The sequence below is a fragment of the Rhodococcus sp. PD04 genome (assembly GCF_035918275.1).
Taxonomy (GTDB): domain Bacteria; phylum Actinomycetota; class Actinomycetes; order Mycobacteriales; family Mycobacteriaceae; genus Rhodococcus; species Rhodococcus rhodochrous.
Genome location: NZ_CP142143.1, coordinates 469,349 through 493,208, shown reverse-complemented (window position 1 = coordinate 493,208; position 23,860 = coordinate 469,349). Strand labels below are relative to the sequence as shown.

General features: G+C 65.0%; 15 protein-coding genes, 1 tRNA gene and 3 rRNA genes. 4 read left to right on the top strand and 15 right to left on the bottom strand.

What is annotated here, in order from left to right:
- Positions 1 to 118: 118 nt before the first annotated feature.
- Both U9J23_RS02260 and U9J23_RS02255 read left to right on the top strand, forming a co-directional pair.
- Positions 119 to 1,414: a cytochrome P450 gene (locus tag U9J23_RS02260; protein ID WP_085469469.1), complete on the top strand. Its 1,296-nt coding sequence runs from the start codon at positions 119 to 121 to the stop codon at positions 1,412 to 1,414.
- The gene (locus U9J23_RS02255; RefSeq protein ID WP_085469470.1) at positions 1,404 to 2,171 is read left to right on the top strand and encodes an SDR family NAD(P)-dependent oxidoreductase; all 768 of its coding nucleotides are present in this window, start codon (positions 1,404 to 1,406) and stop codon (positions 2,169 to 2,171) included. Before U9J23_RS02260 ends, U9J23_RS02255 begins: the two co-directional genes overlap by 11 nt.
- A 99-nt stretch (positions 2,172 to 2,270) precedes the next feature.
- Here the strand turns inward: U9J23_RS02255 and U9J23_RS02250 are convergent, their stop codons facing one another.
- From U9J23_RS02250 to U9J23_RS02220, 7 genes are all read right to left on the bottom strand, one after another.
- The gene (locus tag U9J23_RS02250; protein ID WP_229582286.1) at positions 2,271 to 2,840 is read right to left on the bottom strand and encodes a putative immunity protein; all 570 of its coding nucleotides are present in this window, start codon (positions 2,838 to 2,840) and stop codon (positions 2,271 to 2,273) included.
- 104 nt (positions 2,841 to 2,944) lie between these two features.
- Positions 2,945 to 3,061: ribosomal RNA gene (gene rrf, locus U9J23_RS02245) — 5S ribosomal RNA — on the bottom strand.
- Positions 3,062 to 3,167: 106 nt separating this feature from the next.
- Positions 3,168 to 6,299: ribosomal RNA gene (locus tag U9J23_RS02240) — 23S ribosomal RNA — on the bottom strand.
- Between the two features lie 298 nt (positions 6,300 to 6,597).
- Positions 6,598 to 8,119 (bottom strand): 16S ribosomal RNA (locus U9J23_RS02235).
- Together the 16S, 23S and 5S rRNA genes form the textbook arrangement of a ribosomal RNA operon.
- A 492-nt stretch (positions 8,120 to 8,611) precedes the next feature.
- A complete protein-coding gene (locus U9J23_RS02230; protein WP_059383073.1) occupies positions 8,612 to 8,809 on the bottom strand; it encodes a hypothetical protein in 198 nt (65 codons plus the stop codon).
- 243 nt (positions 8,810 to 9,052) lie between these two features.
- Positions 9,053 to 9,128 (bottom strand) — tRNA-Thr (locus tag U9J23_RS02225).
- Between the two features lie 62 nt (positions 9,129 to 9,190).
- Positions 9,191 to 10,378 (bottom strand): DNA polymerase III subunit delta', encoded by a 1,188-nt coding sequence (locus U9J23_RS02220; protein ID WP_059383074.1) that lies wholly within the window; start codon positions 10,376 to 10,378, stop codon positions 9,191 to 9,193.
- Positions 10,379 to 10,469: 91 nt separating this feature from the next.
- On the opposite strand from U9J23_RS02220, the gene U9J23_RS02215 reads away from it, so the two are divergent.
- Positions 10,470 to 10,862, top strand: a complete 393-nt coding sequence (locus U9J23_RS02215; RefSeq protein WP_085469886.1) for a VOC family protein — start codon at positions 10,470 to 10,472, stop codon at positions 10,860 to 10,862.
- Here the strand turns inward: U9J23_RS02215 and U9J23_RS02210 are convergent.
- The 4 genes from U9J23_RS02210 to U9J23_RS02195 all read right to left on the bottom strand — a co-directional run bounded on the left by U9J23_RS02210 (position 10,799) and on the right by U9J23_RS02195 (position 15,600).
- A complete protein-coding gene (locus U9J23_RS02210; protein ID WP_085469826.1) occupies positions 10,799 to 11,533 on the bottom strand; it encodes a helix-turn-helix domain-containing protein in 735 nt (244 codons plus the stop codon). The genes U9J23_RS02215 and U9J23_RS02210 overlap by 64 nt on opposite strands.
- Positions 11,534 to 11,568: 35 nt before the next feature.
- Positions 11,569 to 14,535 carry a type I DNA topoisomerase gene (gene topA, locus U9J23_RS02205; protein ID WP_442802264.1) on the bottom strand — a complete coding sequence of 989 codons (2,967 nt, stop codon included), beginning with the start codon at positions 14,533 to 14,535 and terminating at the stop codon, positions 11,569 to 11,571.
- 93 nt (positions 14,536 to 14,628) lie between these two features.
- Positions 14,629 to 15,234, bottom strand: a complete 606-nt coding sequence (locus tag U9J23_RS02200; RefSeq protein WP_059383077.1) for a hypothetical protein — start codon at positions 15,232 to 15,234, stop codon at positions 14,629 to 14,631.
- Between the two features lie 162 nt (positions 15,235 to 15,396).
- On the bottom strand, positions 15,397 to 15,600 hold the full coding sequence (locus tag U9J23_RS02195; RefSeq protein WP_003935252.1) for a cold-shock protein: 204 nt from the start codon (positions 15,598 to 15,600) through the stop codon (positions 15,397 to 15,399).
- Between the two features lie 417 nt (positions 15,601 to 16,017).
- On the opposite strand from U9J23_RS02195, the gene U9J23_RS02190 reads away from it, so the two are divergent.
- Positions 16,018 to 18,366: a DEAD/DEAH box helicase gene (locus U9J23_RS02190; RefSeq protein WP_106200721.1), complete on the top strand. Its 2,349-nt coding sequence runs from the start codon at positions 16,018 to 16,020 to the stop codon at positions 18,364 to 18,366.
- A gap of 7 nt (positions 18,367 to 18,373) precedes the next feature.
- Here the strand turns inward: U9J23_RS02190 and U9J23_RS02185 are convergent, their stop codons facing one another.
- The 4 genes from U9J23_RS02185 to U9J23_RS02170 all read right to left on the bottom strand — a co-directional run bounded on the left by U9J23_RS02185 (position 18,374) and on the right by U9J23_RS02170 (position 23,656).
- Positions 18,374 to 20,086: an ABC transporter ATP-binding protein gene (locus tag U9J23_RS02185; RefSeq protein WP_228525469.1), complete on the bottom strand. Its 1,713-nt coding sequence runs from the start codon at positions 20,084 to 20,086 to the stop codon at positions 18,374 to 18,376.
- 4 nt (positions 20,087 to 20,090) lie between these two features.
- Positions 20,091 to 21,032, bottom strand: coding sequence for an ABC transporter permease (locus U9J23_RS02180; RefSeq protein ID WP_370670856.1), 942 nt, complete (start codon positions 21,030 to 21,032; stop codon positions 20,091 to 20,093).
- A 5-nt stretch (positions 21,033 to 21,037) separates the two neighbouring features.
- On the bottom strand, positions 21,038 to 21,961 hold the full coding sequence (locus U9J23_RS02175; protein ID WP_059383079.1) for an ABC transporter permease: 924 nt from the start codon (positions 21,959 to 21,961) through the stop codon (positions 21,038 to 21,040).
- Positions 21,962 to 22,042: 81 nt separating this feature from the next.
- On the bottom strand, positions 22,043 to 23,656 hold the full coding sequence (locus U9J23_RS02170; protein WP_442802263.1) for a peptide ABC transporter substrate-binding protein: 1,614 nt from the start codon (positions 23,654 to 23,656) through the stop codon (positions 22,043 to 22,045).
- Positions 23,657 to 23,860: the final 204 nt, after the last annotated feature.

The following is a 23,860-nucleotide window of genomic DNA, read 5'->3' as shown; positions in this document are numbered from 1 at the left end:
CGTGCTATCCATGTAGCCAGCACTGCTAGGCAGGCGCTCAGCATCGGGCGAGGCTGGCGTTCTCATCGGAAAACACCGCAGTTGCGCACCTCGTGTGCGCACGACGTCAGGAGCCCGAGTGAACGACTTCGATTCCAAGGATTTCTTCACGGATCCGTCCTTCATCCCCGACCCGCATCCCTACTTCGATCACCTCCGTTCGGAATGCCCGGTGCGGTTCACCGGTCCACGCAACGTTGTCGCGGTGACCGGATTCGAGGAATGTCTTGCTGTACTTCGCGATACGGCGACGTACTCGAACATCAACGCCGCAACGGGACCGTTTCCCGGCATGCCCTTCGAACCCGAGGGCGACGACATCGGCGAACAGATCGAACGTCATCGTCCCGAGATCCCGCTGAACGAACACCTCGTGACGATGGATCCGCCCCAGCACACCCGCGTCCGCCGACTGCTCGGCGGATTGTTCACCCCGCGACGTCTCGCCGAGAACGAGGACTTCATGTGGCGACTCGCGGACCGCCTGATCGACACCTTCCACGAGTCCGGCAAGGTCGAGCTGCTCCACCAGTACGCGCAGCCCTTCGCGCTGCTCACCATCGCCGACCTCCTCGGCGTACCGGAGAAGGATCACGCCGCCTTCGTCGCCCACCTGTCGACGCAGACCCCCGGGGCGATGGCCGAGGACGGAGCCCTCGGGACCAATCCCCTCGAGTTCCTGGATTCGAAGTTCTCGGCCTACATCGAGGACCGGCGGAAGAACCCGGGGAAGGACGTCCTGTCGATCCTCGCCGGCTCCACCTACGCGGACGGCGATACTCCCGAGGTCGTCGATCTCGTCCGGCTCGCAACCTTCCTGTTCGGTGCCGGGCAGGACACCACCGCACGCCTGATCACCGCGGCCTTCCGGCTCATCGCCGAGAACCCCGACCTGCAGAAGCAACTTCGCGAGGATCGCAGCCTCATCCCCCAGTTCGTGGAGGAAGCGCTCCGGTTGGAAGGTCCGGTCAAGAGCGACTTCCGACTGACCAGGAAGAAGACGAACCTCGGAGGCGTCGAGATTCCGGCGGGCACCACCGTCATGGTGTCCCTGCCGGCGGGTAACCGCGATCCCCGCAGATTCACCGACCCCCACGAGTTCCGGATCGACCGCGAGAACTCCCGCGAACACATCGCGTTCGGACGCGGTGTCCACTCGTGCCCGGGCGGTCCGCTGGCCCGGGTGGAAGCACGTGTCACCGTCGAACGTCTCCTGGACCGGCTCGGCGACATCCGGATCTCGGAAGAGAAGCACGGACCCGCCGACGACCGGCACTTCGCCTACGAACCGACCTACATCCTCCGCGGACTGACCGAGATCCATCTCGAGTTCACTCCCGTCTCCGTCACGGAAGGAAGCGCCCATGTCCACTGAGAACAGCACAGCAGCAGAGCGGGTGGCCATCGTCTCGGGTGCCGCATCCGGTATCGGACGAGCGATCGCCGGAGAGCTCGCCGGACGCAACCACCCCGTGGCCCTTCTCGACCGCAGCGGCGACGCAGTCCGAGCCGCGGCGGACGAACTGGCGAACGACGGAGCCCGCGTGATCGGGCTCGAGGTGGACGTCTCGGATCGGGCGAGCGTGGATGCGGCCGTCGAGAAGGCACGCGCCGAACTCGGCCCGATCTCGATCATCGTCACGAGTGCCGGCATCCAGGAGAGCGCACCGTTCGGTGAGATCACCGCGGAGTCGTGGCAGCGGACTCTCGACGTGAATCTCACCGGCACGTTCAACACGATCCAATCGGCGCTCCCCGATCTCCTCGAGGCGGGATGGGGGCGCATCGTGACGATCTCGTCGTCGAGCGCGCAGTCCGGCGCACCGGATCGCGCACACTATGTCGCATCCAAGGGTGGTGTCATCGCGCTGACGAAGGCGCTGGCATTCGAGCTGTCCCCGAAGGGCATCACCGCCAACACGATTCCCCCGTCGATCATCGACACCCCGATGGCGCGGGCCGAGGAACAACCCGGTCAGTTGATCGACCTCGACGTGCTGGCGAACATGACTCCGGTGCGCCGCACCGGCACACCGCACGACGTGGCCGCGGCCGCGGCATTCCTGTGCACGGACGACGCCGGCTTCATCACGGGGCAGGCCATCGGCGTCAACGGCGGTTGGTACCTGTAGTCGCGATCTTCCGGACGCCGACCGGTGGGATGGGCACCGGTCGCGGGGGATGGGAATCCGGAGGGGGATCCGAGCATCGGGTCCCCCTCCGGATGTCGTCTAGGTCCGACGACGTAGAGACGTATCCAGTGCGCTCATCAACTCTCCGACCCGACTTCTCGACGTGGGCGCGAGCGGATATCTGGAGAGGACGTCGACCACCACGGAAGTCGCGCGTCGCCGGGCGTCGTCGAGCGCGTCCTCCACGGCTCCCGGGTCGCCGTCAGCGCGGAGTTCGGCGATGCGAGCGGCACTCGCTGCGGCACGCAGGATGTGCCCGACCTGAGTGGCCTTCGCGATGGGGTGCAGATAGGCAGCCGCCGCGGCATCACCGGCGCACCGTGCGGCAAGGGACGCCGCCTCCGTCGGTGCGTCCTTCGCAGCCCGGTGGGCATCCAGGGCAGTGACGCGCTGGAGTCTCGTTCGTCGCGCACCGTCGACGAATTCCCTAGCCGCGTCGAGTGCTGCACGTGGACGACGGTCGTCGGGCACAGATTCTTCGAAGACGGGGAGCACGGCCTGGGCGCTCTCCGTCACGTATCGGGCGACCGCTCGTAGTTCGTCCATGGTGAGTTCGAAATCACCGAACACGCTTGTCGCCGGCTCGATCCGTCCCACAACTCCGAGCATAGGTCGGACGGATGTCCGCATACGAGAAGAGGGGACCCGCGAAAGCGGGTCCCCTCCTCAAAGCCGAAGACCCCCAACAATGTTGGGGGTCTTCGGTAACGGGTGTTCGGCGGTGTCCTACTCTCCCACACCCTGTCGAGTGCAGTACCATCGGCGCAGACAGGCTTAGCTTCCGGGTTCGGAATGGGACCGGGCGTTTCCCTGTCGCTATGGCCGCCGTAACTCTATGAAACATTTACGCATCAGGAGTATCGAAAACCCTTCTCGGGCTTCGATATCTGATGTGTGTGTTGTTTCAGATACCGCACAGTGGACGCGTAACATCTTCGTGGTAAGTCCTCGGCCTATTAGTACCGGTCACCTCCACACATTGCTGTGCTTCCAGTTCCGGCCTATCAACCCGGTGGTCTGCCGGGGGCCTTACCCCCTCGAGGGGGTGAGAAACCTCATCTTGGAACAGGCTTCCCGCTTAGATGCTTTCAGCGGTTATCCCTTCCGAACGTAGCCAACCAGCCATGCCCCTGGCGGGACAACTGGCACACCAGAGGTTCGTCCGTCCCGGTCCTCTCGTACTAGGGACAGCCTTCCTCAAGTTTCTAACGCGCGCGGCGGATAGAGACCGAACTGTCTCACGACGTTCTAAACCCAGCTCGCGTGCCGCTTTAATGGGCGAACAGCCCAACCCTTGGGACCTACTCCAGCCCCAGGATGCGACGAGCCGACATCGAGGTGCCAAACCATCCCGTCGATATGGACTCTTGGGGAAGATCAGCCTGTTATCCCCGGGGTACCTTTTATCCGTTGAGCGACACCGCTTCCACATGCCGGTGCCGGATCACTAGTCCCGACTTTCGTCCCTGCTCGACCTGTCAGTCTCACAGTCAAGCTCCCTTGTGCACTTGCACTCGACACCTGATTGCCAACCAGGCTGAGGGAACCTTTGGGCGCCTCCGTTACATTTTGGGAGGCAACCGCCCCAGTTAAACTACCCACCAGGCACTGTCCCTGAACCAGATCATGGTCCGAGGTTAGAGGTCCAATACGATCAGAGTGGTATTTCAACAACGACTCCACAACCACTGGCGTGGCCGCTTCACAGTCTCCCACCTATCCTACACAAACCGAACCGAACACCAATACCAAGCTATAGTGAAGGTCCCGGGGTCTTTTCGTCCTGCCGCGCGTAACGAGCATCTTTACTCGTAATGCAATTTCGCCGAGTCTGTGGTCGAGACAGCAGAGAAGTCGTTACGCCATTCGTGCAGGTCGGAACTTACCCGACAAGGAATTTCGCTACCTTAGGATGGTTATAGTTACCACCGCCGTTTACTGGGGCTTAAATTCTCAGCTTCGCCACCGAAGTGACTAACCGGTCCTCTTAACCTTCCAGCACCGGGCAGGCGTCAGTCCGTATACATCGTCTTACGACTTCGCACGGACCTGTGTTTTTAGTAAACAGTCGCTTCTCTCTGGTCTCTGCGACCACCCCCAGCTCAGAGTGCAAGACTCGTCACCGAGCGTGGTCCCCCTTCTCCCGAAGTTACGGGGGCATTTTGCCGAGTTCCTTAACCACAGTTCTCTCGATCGCCTCGGTATTCTCTACCTGACCACCTGTGTCGGTTTGGGGTACGGGCCGTGTACCAACTCACTAGAGGCTTTTCTCGGCAGCATAGGATCACTGAATTCCCCTCAACGGGTACGCATCACCTCTCAGGCTTGATGAATGGCGGATTTGCCTACCATTCGCCCTACCGGCTTACACCAGGTATTCCATCACCTGGCCCAGCTACCTTCCTGCGTCACCCCATCGCTTGACTACTACAATCGGGGTCCCGTGCAGCCAGCCCGCCGACTCCCGAAGGAGACGACCGACCTTTTGGACGGTTAGCACAACTGATTCGCCATTGGGCGCGGATACACGGGTACGGGAATATCAACCCGTTGTCCATCGACTACGCCTGTCGGCCTCGCCTTAGGTCCCGACTCACCCTGGGCGGATTAACCTGGCCCAGGAACCCTTGGTCATCCGGCGGACGAGTTTCTCACTCGTCTTTCGCTACTCATGCCTGCATTCTCACTCGCGTGGCCTCCACACCTGGATCACTCCGGCGCTTCTACGGCCACACGACGCTCCCCTACCCATCCACACACCTGGCCGACCCTCCGTGGAGAATCAGCGGGCTTGTGTGAATGCCGCGGCTTCGGCGGTGTACTTGAGCCCCGCTACATTGTCGGCGCAGGACCACTTGACCAGTGAGCTATTACGCACTCTTTCAAGGGTGGCTGCTTCTAAGCCAACCTCCTGGTTGTCTCAGCGATCCCACATCCTTTTCCACTTAGTACACGCTTAGGGGCCTTAGCCGGCGATCTGGGCTGTTTCCCTCTCGACTACGAAGCTTATCCCCCGCAGTCTCACTGCCGCGCTCTCACTCACCGGCATTCGGAGTTTGGCTGATTTCGGTAAGCTTGTGGGCCCCCTAGACCATCCAGTAGCTCTACCTCCGGTGAGAAACACGCGACGCTGCACCTAAATGCATTTCGGGGAGAACCAGCTATCACGGAGTTTGATTGGCCTTTCACCCCTACCCACAACTCATCCCCTCAGTTTTCAACCTAAGTGGGTTCGGGCCTCCACGACGTCTTACCGTCGCTTCACCCTGGCCATGGGTAGATCACTCCGCTTCGGGTCTAGAACATGCCACTGACTCGCCCTATTCGGACTCGCTTTCGCTACGGCTACCCCACACGGGTTAACCTCGCGACATGCCACTAACTCGCAGGCTCATTCTTCAAAAGGCACGCCATCACCCCCAACACCGAAGTGTTCGAAGGCTCTGACGGATTGTAAGCGCACGGTTTCAGGTACTATTTCACTCCCCTCCCGGGGTACTTTTCATCTTTCCCTCACGGTACTAGTCCGCTATCGGTCACCAGGGAGTATTCAGGCTTATCGGGTGGTCCCGACAGATTCACACCGGATTTCACGGGCCCGGTGCTACTCGGGTATTCGAATCGACAGTCGCCGTGTTTTCGTCTACGGGATTCTCACCCTCTACGACAGGCCGTTCCAGACCACTTCGACTAACACGACGATTTCTTACTGTCGGCCGGCATGGCAGCGCCGACACAACGAACCCCACAACCCCGAATACACAACCCCTGCCAGGTATCACATGTACTCGGTTTAGCCTCATCCGCTTTCGCTCGCCACTACTCACGGAATCACATGTTGTTTTCTCTTCCTGTGGGTACTGAGATGTTTCACTTCCCCACGTTCCCTCCACACACCCTATATATTCAGGTGCGGGTAACACGACATCACTCGTGCTGGGTTTCCCCATTCGGAAATCCTCGGATCACAGCTCGGTTGACAGCTCCCCGAGGCATATCGCAGCCTCCCACGTCCTTCATCGGCTCCTGGTGCCAAGACATCCACCGTACGCTCATAAACACTTACAACAAAGATGCTCGCGTCCACTGTGCAGTTCTCAAACAACACACAACAACCCCTACTCGAGAAGAAGAACTCTTCCCTTTCGCAGATCATCGTCGCTGATCAAACACTCGCGTGTTCTCTCAGGACCCAACAGTGCACCGATATATCACCCACCAACCGACCGTGTAGCCGGCTGATATGCGGATGAGGTTGTCAGCGTTCCACCCATGAGCTTCTGCCGTTCCACCTGTGGGAACGAAACAGTCTCTGCCCGTGAGGACGTCACCTGTGTGACCCCTCGCCGGGAGAAGTGCTCCTTAGAAAGGAGGTGATCCAGCCGCACCTTCCGGTACGGCTACCTTGTTACGACTTCGTCCCAATCGCCGATCCCACCTTCGACGGCTCCCTCCCACAAGGGGTTAGGCCACCGGCTTCGGGTGTTACCGACTTTCATGACGTGACGGGCGGTGTGTACAAGGCCCGGGAACGTATTCACCGCAGCGTTGCTGATCTGCGATTACTAGCGACTCCGACTTCACGGGGTCGAGTTGCAGACCCCGATCCGAACTGAGACCGGCTTTAAGGGATTCGCTCCACCTCACGGTATCGCAGCCCTCTGTACCGACCATTGTAGCATGTGTGAAGCCCTGGACATAAGGGGCATGATGACTTGACGTCGTCCCCACCTTCCTCCGAGTTGACCCCGGCAGTCTCCTGCGAGTCCCCACCATTACGTGCTGGCAACACAGGACAAGGGTTGCGCTCGTTGCGGGACTTAACCCAACATCTCACGACACGAGCTGACGACAGCCATGCACCACCTGTCTACCGGCCACAAGGGAAACCACATCTCTGCAGTCGTCCGGTACATGTCAAACCCAGGTAAGGTTCTTCGCGTTGCATCGAATTAATCCACATGCTCCGCCGCTTGTGCGGGCCCCCGTCAATTCCTTTGAGTTTTAGCCTTGCGGCCGTACTCCCCAGGCGGGGCGCTTAATGCGTTGGCTACGGCACGGATCCCGTGGAAGGAAACCCACACCTAGCGCCCACCGTTTACGGCGTGGACTACCAGGGTATCTAATCCTGTTCGCTACCCACGCTTTCGCTCCTCAGCGTCAGTTACTGCCCAGAGACCCGCCTTCGCCACCGGTGTTCCTCCTGATATCTGCGCATTTCACCGCTACACCAGGAATTCCAGTCTCCCCTGCAGTACTCGAGTCTGCCCGTATCGCCTGCAAGCCCGCAGTTGAGCTGCGGGATTTCACAGACGACGCGACAAACCGCCTACGAGCTCTTTACGCCCAGTAATTCCGGACAACGCTCGCACCCTACGTATTACCGCGGCTGCTGGCACGTAGTTGGCCGGTGCTTCTTCTGCAGGTACCGTCACTTTCGCTTCGTCCCTGCTGAAAGAGGTTTACAACCCGAAGGCCGTCATCCCTCACGCGGCGTCGCTGCATCAGGCTTTCGCCCATTGTGCAATATTCCCCACTGCTGCCTCCCGTAGGAGTCTGGGCCGTGTCTCAGTCCCAGTGTGGCCGGTCGCCCTCTCAGGCCGGCTACCCGTCGTCGCCTTGGTAGGCCATTACCCCACCAACAAGCTGATAGGCCGCGGGCTCATCCTGCACCGAAAAACTTTCCACCCCTCACCATGCAGCAAGAGGTCATATCCGGTATTAGACCCAGTTTCCCAGGCTTATCCCAGAGTGCAGGGCAGATCACCCACGTGTTACTCACCCGTTCGCCACTAATCCACCCAGCAAGCTGGGCTTCATCGTTCGACTTGCATGTGTTAAGCACGCCGCCAGCGTTCGTCCTGAGCCAGGATCAAACTCTCCGTTGAAGACTCACAATCACCCCGAAGGGGCAATCAGTCAAAGACATCGAGTCAAATCACTAGCATAAAAACTCAAACTAGCTCAAAAACACTGACCATCCCAGACGGAAGAATGAGACGATCAGCAAATACCCACCCCATCGAAACGACGGAGCGGAGTACCAAATAATATTGGCACTGACATTCATCGGCACACTGTTGAGTTCTCAAAGAACACGCACACACCATCGATCCCGAACCTTCCGGTTCGTTCACTCCGGGGTGACTGTTCATCCGAGGACCTTCCGGCTCTCGGGCACGGTTCCAAACCTTACCAGAAGGTTTCGAACCAGTGAAATCTGCAGGCGCCTTCGTCCAACCTCGTTGTCCCGTTCCTCTCGGCCCGGGTCGGTGTCCGTGTCGCTCTGACCTGGAATAAGTTACGCGAACATGTCCGAGAACACCAAATCGCCAGGTCAGACCGGGTTTATCGGCTCATACAGCGTCGTTGTGGGGCGTTCAGGGGACCCAGTACTTGGCAGCGAGGTGCTGGACGACCGGACCGTCCTCGTCGGCCTGCTCGAGCATCGCGAGATCGCTGCGGAGATCCATGAGGCGAGGGTCGTCCCCCTCGGCGTCGCCGATCGGCCGGCCCCCGTCCTCGGCGCGCTGCCGCAGGATCTTCTCCCGAACCCGGTCCTTCAACGACTCAGCCATGAGAGAAGCATGCTGCGCGGTGACCGGGTTGTCGAGGATTTCGTACTCGTGTCCGAGACTCCGCGTCGTGCGCGTCAGCGGTCCTTGTCCCGGAAGACCCGGACGGCCATGGGCAGCACCACTGCGAGAGCGCCGATGATCAGGACCAAGGAGAACAGTTCCATCAACATGTCTCCATCATCCGTGCGAATCGCACAGCGCGCAGAAACGTCGAAGGCCCCTCACCGGGGTGAGGGGCCTTCGTGGAGCTGCCTGTCGGAATCGAACCGACGACCTTTTCATTACGAGTGAAATGCTCTACCGACTGAGCTAAGGCAGCGAGCCTTTCGGCGTCCGAAGTCTAGCGGACTACCCCCACCCCGATGCAAACCGGCACTTCGGCTACCGGAACGCCGAGCTCAACCGGGCTGCGAGCGCTGCGAGAGCGAAGCGAGGTTTGACGTTCTGGGCGAGCGCCTCCCGGCAGTCGAGGATTGCCTCGATGCACTCGAGAAGCGACTCCGGCCGGGTCCTCGACGCCAGGTCGGCCGCACGATCCGACATATCCGGATGGTTGAGCGTGACCCGCGATCCGAAGGCGTGCACCAGCGCGTCCCGATACAGACCGGCGAGATCGATGAGCGCTCTGTCCATGATGTCGCGCTCGGTTCGCGTCTTCCGTGACTTCTGGGTGCGTTCGAGTTCCTTGAGGACCCCGGCCGAACCGCGAAGCGCACCCGCAGCACCCTTGCCGGTACCGCCGGCACCGAGAGCGGTCCTGAGCTCTTCGGTCTCGCGCTCGTCGCGCTCCGCACTGATCTCCTTCGCCTCGGTCTCGGCACTGCGTCCGAGGTCGTCGGCTGCGGAGTAGGTGGTGGCGGGGCGCAGGACCGCGCCGGCGACAGCGAGGGCACGTGCCCGGTTGTCGCGGGCGCCCTCGTCGGTGGCCAGCCGTCGGGCCCGGCCGACGTGGCCTGCACTGACGGATGCAGCCCACTGCGCCGTCTTCGGATCGATGCCGTCGGTGGCCTCGAGGACACGCGCGATGGCGTCGGCGCTGGGAGTGACCAGCCCGATGTGACGGCAGCGCGAGCGCAGCGTCACCGAGATGTCCTCGGGATCGATCGACGGCGCGCACAGGAGAAAGACCGTTCGCTGCGGCGGTTCCTCGACCACCTTCAGCAGCGCGTTCGCGGCACCCTCGGTGAGGCGGTCGGCGTCCTCGATCACCACGACCTGCCATCGCCCCGTGCTGGGACGCCGCGAAGCGACCTGCACGATGTCGCGCATCGACTTGACGCTGATCGTCAGCCCCTCGGGCACGACCCGCCGTACGTCGCCGTGGGTGCCGGCCATCGTGGTGGTGCAGGCGTGGCATCGCCCGCAACCGGGAGTCTCCTCGTCGGTGCACTGCAGGGCGGCGGCGAAACACAGCGCCGCGACCGAGCGACCGGATCCGGGAGGACCGGTGAACAGCCACGAGTGCGTCATCGCCGACCCGGTGTCGCCACGACGGGCGGCAACCGCGGCCGCGACGAGTTCGGTCTCGACATCGCGCTGACCGACGAGACGATCGAAGACCCCGGACATGCGCTCAGCCTAACGACCGGGTCCGACGGGTCCGGATCACGTGTCCGAAACGTTCAAGACGGCTGCACGTCCTCGGTCCTACCGTCGGGCCATGACCATTCATTTCTCCGCAGTGGGCCTCGTCGTCGCCGATCTCGATCGGTCCTTCGCGTGTTATCGCGTGCTCGGCCTCGACCTGCCCACCGAAGCACCCGAGGCGCCGCACTTCGAGGTCACTCTGCCCGGTGGTCTGCGCCTGATGTGGGACACCGTCGAGTCCGTCCGCAGCTTCGATCCGGAGTTCGAGCCGTCGTCCGGAGGCGGAGCGGCGCTCGCCTTCGACTGTGGTTCCCCCGAGGCGGTCGACGAGACACTTGCAGCGTTGGTCGAGGCGGGGTGCACATCGACGAAGGCCCCCTGGGACGCGTTCTGGGGACAGCGCTACGCGAGCGCGATCGATCCCGACGGCCACGGTCTCGACCTGTTCGCCGCGCTCCCGGGATGACGCCGGACCAGCTCACCGAGGGTGACGCCGGACAGTGCACGGACCTCCCGGGCCAGATGCGCCTGGTCGCTGTACCCGCAGTCGGCCGCGACACGGGCGAAGTCGTCGCCGGCCCGGGCACGCGCGACCGCCCGACGGAAACGCAGCACCCGCGACAACGTCTTCGGTCCGTATCCGTAGGCCCTGGCCGAGCGACGACGCAGTGTTCTGTCGCTCCAGCCGAGGGCCGCGGCGACTTCCGTGACGGCCGTGCCGGAGGCCAGCGCCCGCGCGAGGGCGGCCATCGGATCGTGTGCGTCGACCGCACCTCGGACGGCGTCGACCAGTGCAGCGACGGGATCGTCCTCGGCACGATCCGCGAGGAGCCGCACACGACGTGACGGCCACAGATCGTCGAGCGGAACCCGTCGATCGGTCAGCTCGCTCGCGTCGACGCCGAAGAACCGCGGCCCCAGGCCGGGTTCGAACCGGACCGCCGTGAGCGGCCGATCGGCCGCCAGATCGGAGAACTGTGACGTCGTGTCCGGGCCGGCGACGAGGAAGCCGTCGGCGTGCCGGATGAGGTCCATGCATCCGTCCGGCAACACGTGGGTTCCGCCCACGCGGGCACCGGCCGGCTCGGATCGCCACAGTGTGACGCCGGGGATCCCCGACGGCAGTTCGCGGTACACACCGTGAGGTTATCCGCGTACGCCGACGGGAACCGTCAGTCCGTCGTCTTCTTCGCGGCGGCCTTCTTCGTCGTCTTCTTCGCCGCTGTCTTCTTGGCAGTGGTCTTCTTGGCGGCCGTCTTCTTCGCCGCCGTCTTCTTCGCGGTCTTCTTGACGGGACCGCGTGCCCGACGGTCGGCGAGCAGTTCGGACGCCCGCTCGTCGGTGATGGACTCGACCTCGTCGCCCTTGCGCAGGCTCGCGTTCGTCTCACCGTCGGTGACGTACGGACCGAACCGGCCGTCCTTGATCACCATCTGCTTGCCGCTGACCGGGTCGGTGCCCAGCTCGCGCAGCGGCGGCGTGGCGGCGGCCTGCCGGCCGCGGCGCTTCGGCTCCGCGTAGATCTTCAGCGCCTCGTCGAGCGTGATCGTGAAGATCTGCTCCTCGTTGGCGAGCGACCGCGAGTCGCTGCCCTTCTTCAGGTACGGACCGTAGCGGCCGTTCTGAGCGGTGATCTCGTCGCCGGACTCCGGATCGACACCCACCACGCGCGGCAGCGACAGCAGTTTCAGGGCGTCGTCCAGGGTGACCGTGGACAGGTCCATCGTCTTGAACAGCGAACCGGTGCGCGGCTTCGGGCCGGTCTTCTTCGCGGCCTTCTTCGCGGGAGCCTTCTTCGCCGTCTTCTTGGCGACGGCTTTCTTGGTGGCGGTCTTCGTGCCACCCTCCCCCTCCGAGCCGAGTTCCTCGACGGGGATGGGCGTGACGTCCGGCTCCGGTTCGGGCTCGGGCGCCGGATCGGGGATCAGCTCGGTCACGTAGGGACCGAAGCGACCCTCCCTCGCGACGATCTCGTAGCCGGTCGACGGATCGACACCGAGGACACGTCCCTCCTGCGGCGTCGAGAAGAGCTTCTCGGCGTATTCGAGGGTGAGCTCGTCCGGCGGCAGGTCGTCGGGCAGGTTGGCGCGCTGCGAGGTCGGCTCGGCGTCGGGGTTGTCGGGGTCGGTGACCATCCGTTCGAGGTACGGACCGAAGCGGCCCACACGCACGTGGATCTCGCGACCCTCGGAGTCGTCGAACAGGCGGATGGAGTTGATCTCGCGGGCGTCGATGTCCTCGAGGTTCTCCCCCACGAGCTTCTTCAGGCCACCCTTGCGCGCGACCGACTCCTCGTGACCGTCGTCGCTGCCGAAGTAGAACCGCGTCAGCCAGTCGGTGCGCTGCCGGTGACCGGAGGCGATCTCGTCGAGATCGTCCTCCATCCCGGCCGTGAAGTCGTAGTCGACGAGCTGGGCGAAGTGTGCCTCGAGCAGGCCGATGACGGCGAACGCCACCCACGACGGGACGAGCGCACTGCCGCGCTTGTAGACGTAGCCGCGGTCGAGGATGGTCTTGATGATCGACGCGTAGGTCGAGGGGCGACCGATCCCGAGCTCTTCGAGCGTCTTGATCAGGCTCGCTTCGGTGTACCGGGCGGGCGGGTTGGTGGAGTGACCGTCCGGATCGAGCTTCGTCGCGGTGACCGAGGCACCCTCGGACAGGTTCGGCAGGCGCGACTCCGCGTCGTCCGACTGACCGCCGGCCTCCTCGTCGACGCTCTCGACGTACGCCTTGAGGAAGCCCGGGAACGTGATGGTGCGGCCCGACGACGAGAAGGTGCACTCCTCGCCGGTGCCCGCGGTGCCGGTGATGCGCAGCGTGAGCGTGGTGCCCCGCGCGTCGGCCATCTGCGAGGCGACGGTGCGCTGCCAGATGAGCTCGTAGAGCTTGAACTCGTCGCCGTCGAGGCGCGAGTGCAGCTCGCCGGGGGTCGCGAAGACGTCGCCGGCGGGGCGGATCGCCTCGTGTGCCTCCTGCGCGTTCTTGACCTTGCGGGTGTACTGGCGCGGCGTCGGATGAACGAACTCGGCGCCGTACAGCTGGGTGGCCTGTGCGCGGGCCGCCGCGATCGCCGACTCCGACAGCGTCGTCGAGTCGGTACGCATGTAGGTGATGTAGCCGTTCTCGTACAGCCGCTGCGCGGTGCGCATGGTGCGTTCGGACGAGAACCGCAGCTTGCGGCCCGCCTCCTGCTGCAGCGTCGACGTCATGAACGGCGCGTAGGGCTTGCGGGTGTACGGCTTGCTCTCGGCCGAGGACACCGTCAACGCGACACCGGCGAGTGCCTCCGCGAGGCGGCGGGCGCGGTCCTCGTCGAGGACGACGACACCGTTCGACTTCAGGTTCCCGTCGGGCCCGAAGTCGCGACCCGATGCGACGCGGGAACCGTCGACGTTGACCAGGCGGGCACCGAACGACCGGGGGCTCGCGTCGGCGCCGGCGTCCATCGTGGCCGCGATGTCCCAGTACTCGGCGGACTTGAACGCCATGCGCTCGCGTTCGCGCTGCACGATCACTCGGGTCGCCACCGACTGCACACGACCCGCCGACAGACGGGGCATGACCTTCTTCCACAGCACGGGGCTGACCTCGTAGCCGTAGAGACGGTCGAGGATGCGGCGGGTCTCCTGCGCGTCGACCAGGTCGGTGTCGAGGTCGCGGGTGTTCTCTGCGGCCGCACGGATGGCGGGCTCGGTGATCTCGTGGAAGACCATGCGCCGGACCGGCACCTTGGGCTTCAGGGTCTCGAGCAGGTGCCAGGCGATGGCTTCGCCCTCGCGGTCGGGGTCGGTGGCGAGGTAGAGCTCGTCGGCGTCCTTGAGCAGGCTCTTCAGCTCGGAGACCTTGGACTTCTTGTCGGCGCTGACGACGTAGAGCGGTTCGAAGTCGTGGTCGACGTCGACACCGAGCCGTGCCCACGACTCGCCCTTGTACTTGGCGGGGACGTCCGCGGCGCCGCGCGGCAGGTCGCGGATGTGACCGACCGATGCCTCGACGACGTAGTCGCGGCCGAGGTAGGGGGCGATCTTCCTCGCCTTGGTCGGGGACTCGACGATCACGAGCCGACGCGTGCCCGACGAACCGCCCGCAGTGCTCTTCTCCCGTGCTGCCACCGTGCCGCCCGCACCTTCCCTCATTGCCGACATGTCGCCTTGTTCGAAGACATGTATACCGACCCGTTCCCCAGACGCGGCCACACACAGGGTCGCACATCCTCGGGGAACGACTCTTCACAAGTGATGATCACCCGGTTCCACGTGCGGCCAGATCCGGCGTGCCGCGTCGGCGTCCGGAGGTGCACCGATGTTCTCGACGAGCCTCGTCAGACGCCTCCGACCGGAGATCCTCAACCCCGGCCCACCGGTGCCGTGCGTACCGATCAGGGTCGGTGCGATGCCGGCGCGCATGAGCGCCTGCGCCAGGGTCGCGTGGGTGTCGGGAGCCGTCGGGTCCAGACCGAGAACATACTGTGTTCCCTCGACCTCCATGCGACCGGACGCGAGGAACCACGCACGCTGGGCACGCGAGGACGGGACCCAGCCGGTCGGGACCACCTTGCCGTGGTCGCTGCTCCACTGGGCCGCGAGCGGGACGAGAGCGGGGTCCGCGGACGTGCCGACGGTGAACACCTCGCCGTCGGCGACGATCTCCGTTCCGACTCCCGTATCGGTCACGAGCTGCGCGATCGCACGGGCGCGCCACTCGGCGTCGACCTCGACGGTCAGCACCGCACCGTCGCCGGTGAGACGCGCGCGTCCGTGTGCCGCGAGCAGGCCGCTCAGGTCGGCCAGGGCCGGCGGCATCGTGTCGGCCCCGAAGAAGGACAGTTGACTCACGGGTCCTCCTCTCACGGCTCCGTGAGCGCGACGGGCGGCGAGGTCTCGCGACCGGTTCGCGCACACGTCCCGGAGAAAGCATCGTCCCCCATCACCTGAGGCGACGGGGGACGATCGGGCGAGGTGGTTGACCTTGCCCGGTTGCTCGCTCGAGCGGGTGGATCAGAGTGCGCGCACGCCGGTGGCCTGCGGACCCTTGGTGCCCTGACCGACCTCGAACTCGACTCGCTGGTTCTCCTCGAGGGTGCGGAAGCCGGAACCCTGGATCTCGGAGTAGTGAACGAACACGTCGGCGGAGCCGTCCTCAGGAGCGATGAAGCCGAAGCCCTTCTCCGCGTTGAACCACTTCACAGTGCCCTGTGCCATGCTTTTCCTTCTCTTTCTAACACCGGATTCGACGAACCGCCGGGTACGCGATCCGCCAGGTCCCGGTTCCGACCGCTGTACTTCTCGAGTCCCCCGTTGGAAGAGCTAAAGCACCGCGCTCGCAACCATCGATCCTGCGAGCGTGCACTTTTCCAAGTCTACGAACACAGAAGCTGCGACCGGGTGTCAGTCAACCACGTTCTGGGCACGCGCAACAGTAGGAATGGGCACAAACGTGCCAATTCCCTGATCTTGTTCACGCCTCGGTAGCATTACCCACGGGTAGCTGTTGCTCCCATGTTACGGGAGGCCACTGCGGCCTCACTCGTCCCGGAACCCCGGGTCGCCCGCATCCGGCACACTCCTATCCGACAGACGTTTTCGACAGACACCTCGTCCGACCCAGCGGAGTACTGCGTGACCGGCTCGCCCTTCCTGCACAGCGGCGACGCCCCCGCCCCCACCTACGGCCGCGAGCTGCTGGACCGCCTGTTGGCCGGCACCCCGACAGGCGAGTCACCGCTGACCCACGTCGCGGAGATCCCGGCCCGGCCCGCCCACCACAGCGACTGGCCGCAGTGGGCACACGAGGACGTCGTCCGGGCCTTCCGCGAACAGGGTGTCGAGCGTCCCTGGCACCACCAGGCGACTGCCGCCGACATCGCGGCCGGCGGGGAACACGTGGTGGTGTCCACCGGCACCGCGTCGGGCAAGTCGGTCGCCTACCAGCTGCCCGTCCTGAGCGCGCTGGCCGACGACCCGCAGGCCACCGCCCTGTACCTGTCGCCCACGAAGGCCCTCGGTGCCGACCAGTTGCGCGCGGTCACCGAACTGACCTCGGACATCGACGCGTTGTCGAGCGTGTGCGCGTGCGCCTACGACGGAGACACCTCCACCGAGATCCGGCAGTGGACGCGCCGGCACTCGCGCTGGATCTTCACCAATCCCGACATGCTGCACCTGTCGCTGTTGCCCGCCCACGCGCGATGGGTCCGGTTGTGGCGGCGCCTGCGGTACGTCGTCGTCGACGAATGCCACTCCTACCGGGGTGTGTTCGGCTCGCACGTCGCACTGATCCTGCGTCGGCTCCGGCGCGTGGCCCGCCGGTACGGCGCCGATCCCGTCTTCGTCCTCGCCTCCGCGACGACCGCGGAACCGGGGGCAGCGGCGTCCCGGCTCGTCGGAGCACCCTGCCGCGAGGTCACCGAGGACGGTTCGCCCCACGGACCCCGCACGGTCGCGATGTGGGAGCCGCCCCTGCTGCGTGAACTCACGGGCGAGCACGGCGCCCCGGTGCGACGGGCCGCCGGCACCGAGGCCGCGCGTCTTCTCGCCGACCTCGTCGTCGAGGGAGCCCGCACGTTGGCGTTCGTCCGGTCGCGTCACGGCGCCGAACTCACGGCGATGGGCGCGCGCCGACTCCTCGCCGAGGCGGCCCCCGATCTCGTCGACCGGGTGGCGGCCTACCGCGCGGGTTATCTCGCCGAGGATCGGCGGGATCTCGAGGCCGCTCTCTCCGACGGTCGTCTGCTCGGCGTCGCCAGCACCAACGCCCTCGAACTCGGGGTGGACATCGCCGGCCTGGACGCGGTGATCGTCGCCGGATTCCCGGGCACGGTCGCGTCCTTCCGTCAGCAGGGCGGCCGCGCCGGTCGCCGCGGGCAGGGTTCGCTCGTCGTGCTGGTCGCGCGGGACGATCCGCTCGACACCTATCTCGTGCACCATCCGCAGGCACTGCTCGACCGGCCGGTCGAGGCGACCGTCACCGATCCGAACAATCCGTACGTTCTCGGACCCCAGCTCCTCTGCGCTGCATCGGAACTGCCGCTCAGCGACGCCGAAGTCGAGGAGTTCGGCGCGATCGACGTCCTCACGGACCTCGCGGAGCAGGGACTGATCCGGCGCCGCCCGCACGGCTGGTTCGTCACCCCGGGAACGCAACCGCACGGAGACGTCGAGATCCGCGGCGGGATCGGCCATCAGGTCTCGATCGTCGAGGGCGACACCGGCCGCATGCTCGGCACCGTCGACGCGGCCCGCGCGCCCGCGACCGTTCATCCCGGAGCGGTGCACCTGCACCAGGGCGAGTCCTTCGTCGTCGACGAGTTGTATCTCGAGGACGGCATCGCCCTCGTCCACGCCGAGGACCCGGAATGGTCGACGAGCGCACGCGAGATCACCGACATCTGCTGCATCTCCGTCGACGAACACCGCGACTTCGGGCCCGTGACGGTCGCGTCCGTGGGGGTCGAGGTGACGCACCGCGTGGTCGGTTATCTGCGCCGCCTGCCGTCCGGAGAGGTGCTCGACCAGATCCCCCTCGAGATGCCGGAGCACACGCTCGACACCCGCGCGGTGATGTACACGATCGACCCCGGCCTGCTCGACCCGATCGGGGTGACCCCCGATCGGGTGCCCGGTGCACTCCACGCCGCCGAGCACGCCGCGATCGGTCTGCTCCCCCTGCTCGCGACGTGCGATCGCGGCGACATCGGCGGTGTCTCCACCGATCTTCATCCCGACACCGGGCTGCCCACCGTCTTCGTCTACGACGGACAGCCCGGCGGTGCGGGATTCGCCGAACGCGGATACCACCGGATCACCAAGTGGCTCACCGCGACCCGCGATGCTGTCGCGGCCTGCGAGTGCGCCGCCGGATGTCCGTCGTGCGTGTACTCCCCCAAGTGCGGGAACGGCAACGATCCGCTCGACAAGGCCGGCGCGGTCGCCGTCCTCGATGCCGTCCTCGCTGCGATCGAGGGATGACGCCGGCTCAGGCCACCGGTGCGCCGCCGATGTCGGCCCGTTCGGTGGCCAGCAGCGCGGCACGTGCCTCGCGTCGGCGCGCCTGCTCGGCCGGATCCGGGACGGGCACGGCCGCCAGCAACCGCTTGGTGTACGGATCGGACGGCGATCGCAGGATGCGATCGGTGCGGTCGAACTCGACGAGCTTCCCGGCACGCATCACGGCGATGCGACGGGCGAGCACCTCGACGACGGCCAGGTCGTGGCTGATGAACAGGCATGCGAAACCGTACTCGCGCTGCAGTTCCCGGAACAGCTCGAGCACCTTGGCCTGCACGGACACATCCAGAGCGGAGGTGGGTTCGTCCGCGATCAGCAGGGTCGGTTCGAGAGCGAGCGCCCGGGCGATGCCCACACGCTGACGCTGTCCGCCGGAGAGCTGGTGTGGATAGCGGTTGCGCATGTCGCGGGGCAGATGCACCTGGTCGAGGAGTTCTTCGACCTTCCTGTCCCGCTGCGTACGGTCCATCTCGGTGTGCAGCAGCATCGGCTCGGCGATGGACTGCCCGATCGGCCACCGCGGATTGAGCGACGAACCCGGATCCTGGAAGACGATGCCGATCCGGCGGCGCACCGGACGCAGATCGCGCGCCGACATCTTCGTGATGTCGACACCGCCGACGGACAACGAACCCGAGTGCAGCCCGACCAGGCCGACCGCGGCCTTGCCGATGGTCGACTTACCCGAACCCGACTCACCGACGAGCCCGACGACCTCACCCGGCTCGATGTCGAGACTCACCCCGTCCACGGCACGGAAACCGCTGTTGCGACGGGCACCCGGGTACTCGATCACCGCGTCGACCAACCGGAGCGCGTACTGCACATCGGGAGTGTCGTCGGCACCCACCTCACCGGCGCGCGAGCCGAGATGGGGCACCGAGGCGAGCAGTTCGCGGGTGTAGGCGTGCTCCGGCGTGCCGAAGATCCGATCCGACGTCCCCTGCTCGACGATCGCACCGTTGCGCATGACGATGATGCGGTCGGCCATGTCGGCGACGACCCCCATGTCGTGCGTGATGAGCACGATCGCCGCGTCCACCCGCTCGCGCAGGTCGCGCATGAGCTGCAGGATCTCCGCCTGCACCGTCACGTCGAGAGCGGTGGTCGGCTCGTCGGCGATGAGCACCGACGGCTCCGATGCCAGGGCCTGCGCGATCATCGCGCGCTGACGCTGACCGCCGGAGAGCTGGTGCGGGTAGTAACCGACGCGCTTCTCGGGTTCGGGCATGTCGACGAGACGCAGCAGCTCGATCACGCGCTTCTTCGCCTCGGCCTTCGTCACGTCGGCGTGCGCGCGGATGGCCTCGGTGATCTGCCACCCGATCGTGTAGACGGGATTGAGAGCCGTCATCGGCTCCTGGAAGATCACGGCGATGTCCTTGCCGCGCACCGAGTTCAGCTCACGTTCCGTCAGCCCGACCAGTTGGCGTCCACCGAGGGTGATGCTGCCGTCGACCCTGCTGTTGTCGGCGAGCAGACCCGGTACCGCCATCGCGGTCGTGGACTTGCCCGAACCGGATTCGCCGACGATCGCCACGATCTCTCCGCGCGCCACCTCGAACGAGACATCGCGCACGGCGGTCCGCCAGGTCCGGTCCACCTCGAAGTCGATGGTCAGACCGGAGACCTGCAGGATCGGGGCGCCTGGGGTGGTCTTCTCACGCATATCGAGACTCATTGCGTCAGCTCCGTTTCGGGTCGAGCGCATCGCGCAGCGCATCACCCATGAGAATGAAGGCCAGCACCGTGACGGACAGGAAGCCTGCCGGGAACAACACCAGATGCGGCGAGGTGGAGAGATAGTTCTGGCCCAGGTTGATCTGCAGACCCCAGGACATGGCCGGCATCTGCAGGCCGATACCGAGGTACGACAGCGCTGCCTCGGCCGCGATGAACGTACCGACGGCGACGGTGGCGTACACCAGCACCGGGGTCAGGGCGTTCGGGAGGATGTGCCGGACGAGGATGCGGAAGGTCGACGCGCCGAGCACCTGCGCGGCCTGGACGTACTCGCTGCCCTTGACGGCGATGACCGACGACCGGACCAGGCGCATCGCTGTCATCCAGCCGAAGGCGATCAACGCCATCGCGACCGTCAGAGCCGTCCTCTCACTGGTCACGGTCAGCAGCACGAGCGCGCCGAGCAGGAGCGGGATACCGAAGAAGACATCGGTGAACCGTGCCAGCACGCTGTCGAGGATTCCTCCGAAATATCCTGCGAGCGAACCGATCAGTACGCCGATGACCAGCACACCGATGACGGCCAGCAGACCGATGGACAGCGACACGCGGGCGCCGTAGACGACGTTGGCGTAGTAGTCGCAGCCCTGCAGGTCCGTTCCGAACCAGTGCTGCGCGCTGGGTGGGAGGCGGGTGTCCGACAGGTCGCAGGCCCGCGGATCGATCCCGCGGGCGAACACCTGCGGCACCACCGCCATCGCGACGAGGACGACGGTGATGACGGCTCCGAACCAGAAGAACGCGCTGCGGCGCAGCTTCTTCCACGCGTTGCCCCACAGACTGGCCTGGCCGACGAGCTCGACAGCCTCACCGGTCATGACATTTCCCGGCTCGCCTTCCTGCACGGCGTGCTGGCGGGCGGCCTCGGCGTTATTGGAATCCATCACCACTACTCGTATCTGATCCGTGGGTCGAGGAAGGCGTACAGCACGTCCACGACGAGATTGAAGAAGATGTAGAAGAAGACCATCAGCGTGACGATGCCGACGACCACAGCACCTTCCTGGTTCTGCACAGCGTCGAAGATGGCGCGGCCGAGTCCGGGGATGTTGAACACCGACTCGGTGATGATCGCACCGCCGAGCAACGCACCGATGTCGGCACCGATGAACGTCACGACCGGGATGAGACTGTTGCGCAACGCATGACGGGTGACGATGCGGCTGTAACCGACGCCCTTGGAACGGGCGGTGCGGATGTAGTCGGCCGCCATCGACTCCGAGACCGCGGTGCGCGTCAGTCGCGCCACGTAGGCCATCGACAGGGATGCGAGCACCAGCCCGGGCAGCAGGTAGCTGTACCAGCCTTCGTTGATACCGGCGATCGGGAACAGACCCAGCTTGTATCCCAGGACGTACTGCGAGACGAAACCGAGGACGAACACCGGGATCGAAACGAGCAGCGTCGACGAGACGAGCACGAGGTTGTCGAAGAAGGAATTGCGGCGCAACGCTGCGAGCACACCGGCCGTGACGCCGATGAGGATCTCGAAGATCACTGCCACGGCGGTCAACTGGATGGTGACCGGCAGCCGTTGCGAGATGGTGTCCAGCACCGGCCTACCGGAGAAGTCGGATCCGAAGTCGCCCTGGAACAGTCCGCCGACGTACTTGATGTACTGGACGAAGAACGGATCGTCGAGGTTGTACTGGGCGCGGAGCTGCGCCACGACCGCGGGAGCGAGCGGGCGATCGCCCGCCAGCGCGCGAATGGGATCGCCCGGAAGGGCGTAGACCATCGCGAAGATGAGGAACGAGGCGCCGATCAGGACCGGAACGGTCAGCAGCAATCGGCGCGTGATGAAGCGACCCACTGGGTTCTCCTATACGGAACAGAACGTCCTACGCGGGTGGTGGGGTGCCCCGACTACGCGGGACACCCCACCACTCGTCACTCAGCCGACCGTGACCTCTTCGGTCACGATGTCACCGAACGCGTCGATCTTCACGTTGTCGACCCGGTCGCTCGTCACGGCCTGGTTCAGTCCGTAGAAGAGCGGCGTGGCGGGCATGTCGCGGAACAGGATATCCTCGGCATGCTGGTATTCCACCGTGGCCTCGTCGAGGGTGTCGGCGTTGTTACCGGCCGACAGCGCCCCGTCGAACTCGGGGTTGCTGTAGAAGGACATGTTCGAACCGGCCGGCGGCGTCGCAGCCGTGCTGTAGACGGGCGCCAGGAAGTTGTACAGCGACGGGTAGTCCATGATCCAGCCCATCCGGAACGGACCGGTCATGCCCTTGTCGTCCTGCAGCGGCAGGTACTGCGCGAACTGCAGGTCGCCGCGAAGCGCGTACTCGACACCGAGGTTGCTGCGGAACTGGTTGCCGATCGCGGTCATCCACTGGTCGTGCCCGGCTCCGGCGTTGAACCACAGATCGACCGGCCGGCTGCGATCGAAACCGGCCTCGTCGAGAAGCTTGTTGGCCTGCTCGACGTTCAGCTCGCACTTGGCCCCGCAGGCGTCCTCGCGGTAGCCCTCGACGACGGGAGACCCGAAGGAGGCGGCCGGCGTGCGGGTGTCGGTGAAGATGGCCGTGGTGATGGCCTGACGATCGATCGCCATCGAGAATGCTTCGCGGACACGGGGATCGGCGAAGCGCTCGTCGTAGGTCGGGAACGAGAGCGCGGTGATGTCGGGACGGGCACGCTCGACGTAGCGATCACCGAACTGGTCGCGGGCGGTGGCCCAGGCGTCCGGCGGCAGATCCAGCAGCACGTCGAGTCCGCCGGCCTGGACGTCGGTGAAGGCGGTGGTCAGTTCGGTGTAGACCTTGAACTGCACGCCCTCTGCCTGCGCCGGGTTGTCGCCGGCGTAGTCCTCGTACTTGGTCACGGTGAAGCCCTGGCCGTCGACGAAGTCCTCGTCGGCCTTGAACGGGCCGTTGCCGATCGGACGGCGACCGAATGCGTCGGGATCGTCGAAGAATGCCTCGGGCAGGGGGTAGAACGCGGTGTACCCGAGGGTGACCGGGAAGATCGCGAACGGTTCCTTCAGCTCGACGGAGATCGTCGTGTCGTTCACGGCCTCGAGGCCCGACATAGCGGTCGCGGCGGGCTCGGCACCGTCGGCGGCCTGCAGCTCGTCGTATCCCTTGACGTTCTCGAAGAAGTAGGAGGCACCGAACGCATTGGTGCTCAGCGCGGTGTAGTTCCACGCGTCGACATACGACTTCGCGGTGACGGGAGTTCCGTCGTGGAACGTCCAGCCCTCGTTCAGTTCGATGGTCCAGGTCATCTGGTCCTCGGACTCGACCGATTTCGCGACGCCGGTGTACTCCACCTCGCTGGTCTCGTCGTTGTAGCGCACCAACGGCGTGAACAGCGACTTGAGGACCTGATTGCCCTCGCTCTCGGTGGTGTTGCCCGGAACCAGCGGGTTCTCGGGCTGCATGATGTGCAGGCTGTAGACGCCCTCGGCACCGGAAGCGCTGCCGCCCCCACATGCCGCGAGCAGGCCGGCAGCCACGAAGCCTGCCGACACGGCCGCGATTACGCGCTTGACCCTCAAGATCGATCCTCCCTCAGTTCCTACCGGACGGGGTCGCCGTCCGCGCAGGCCGCGATGGTCCGCGGTGTCGGTGTGGGCCACAGTGCGAATCGATGCACAGCCCGGAATGTCGGAGGACTCCAGCCAGACCTGGAGAGTCCGTCACGCGGCGTCCCCGATCGGGGACCGGAAAAAGAACGAACGGAATACCTTCGTAATCGAGCA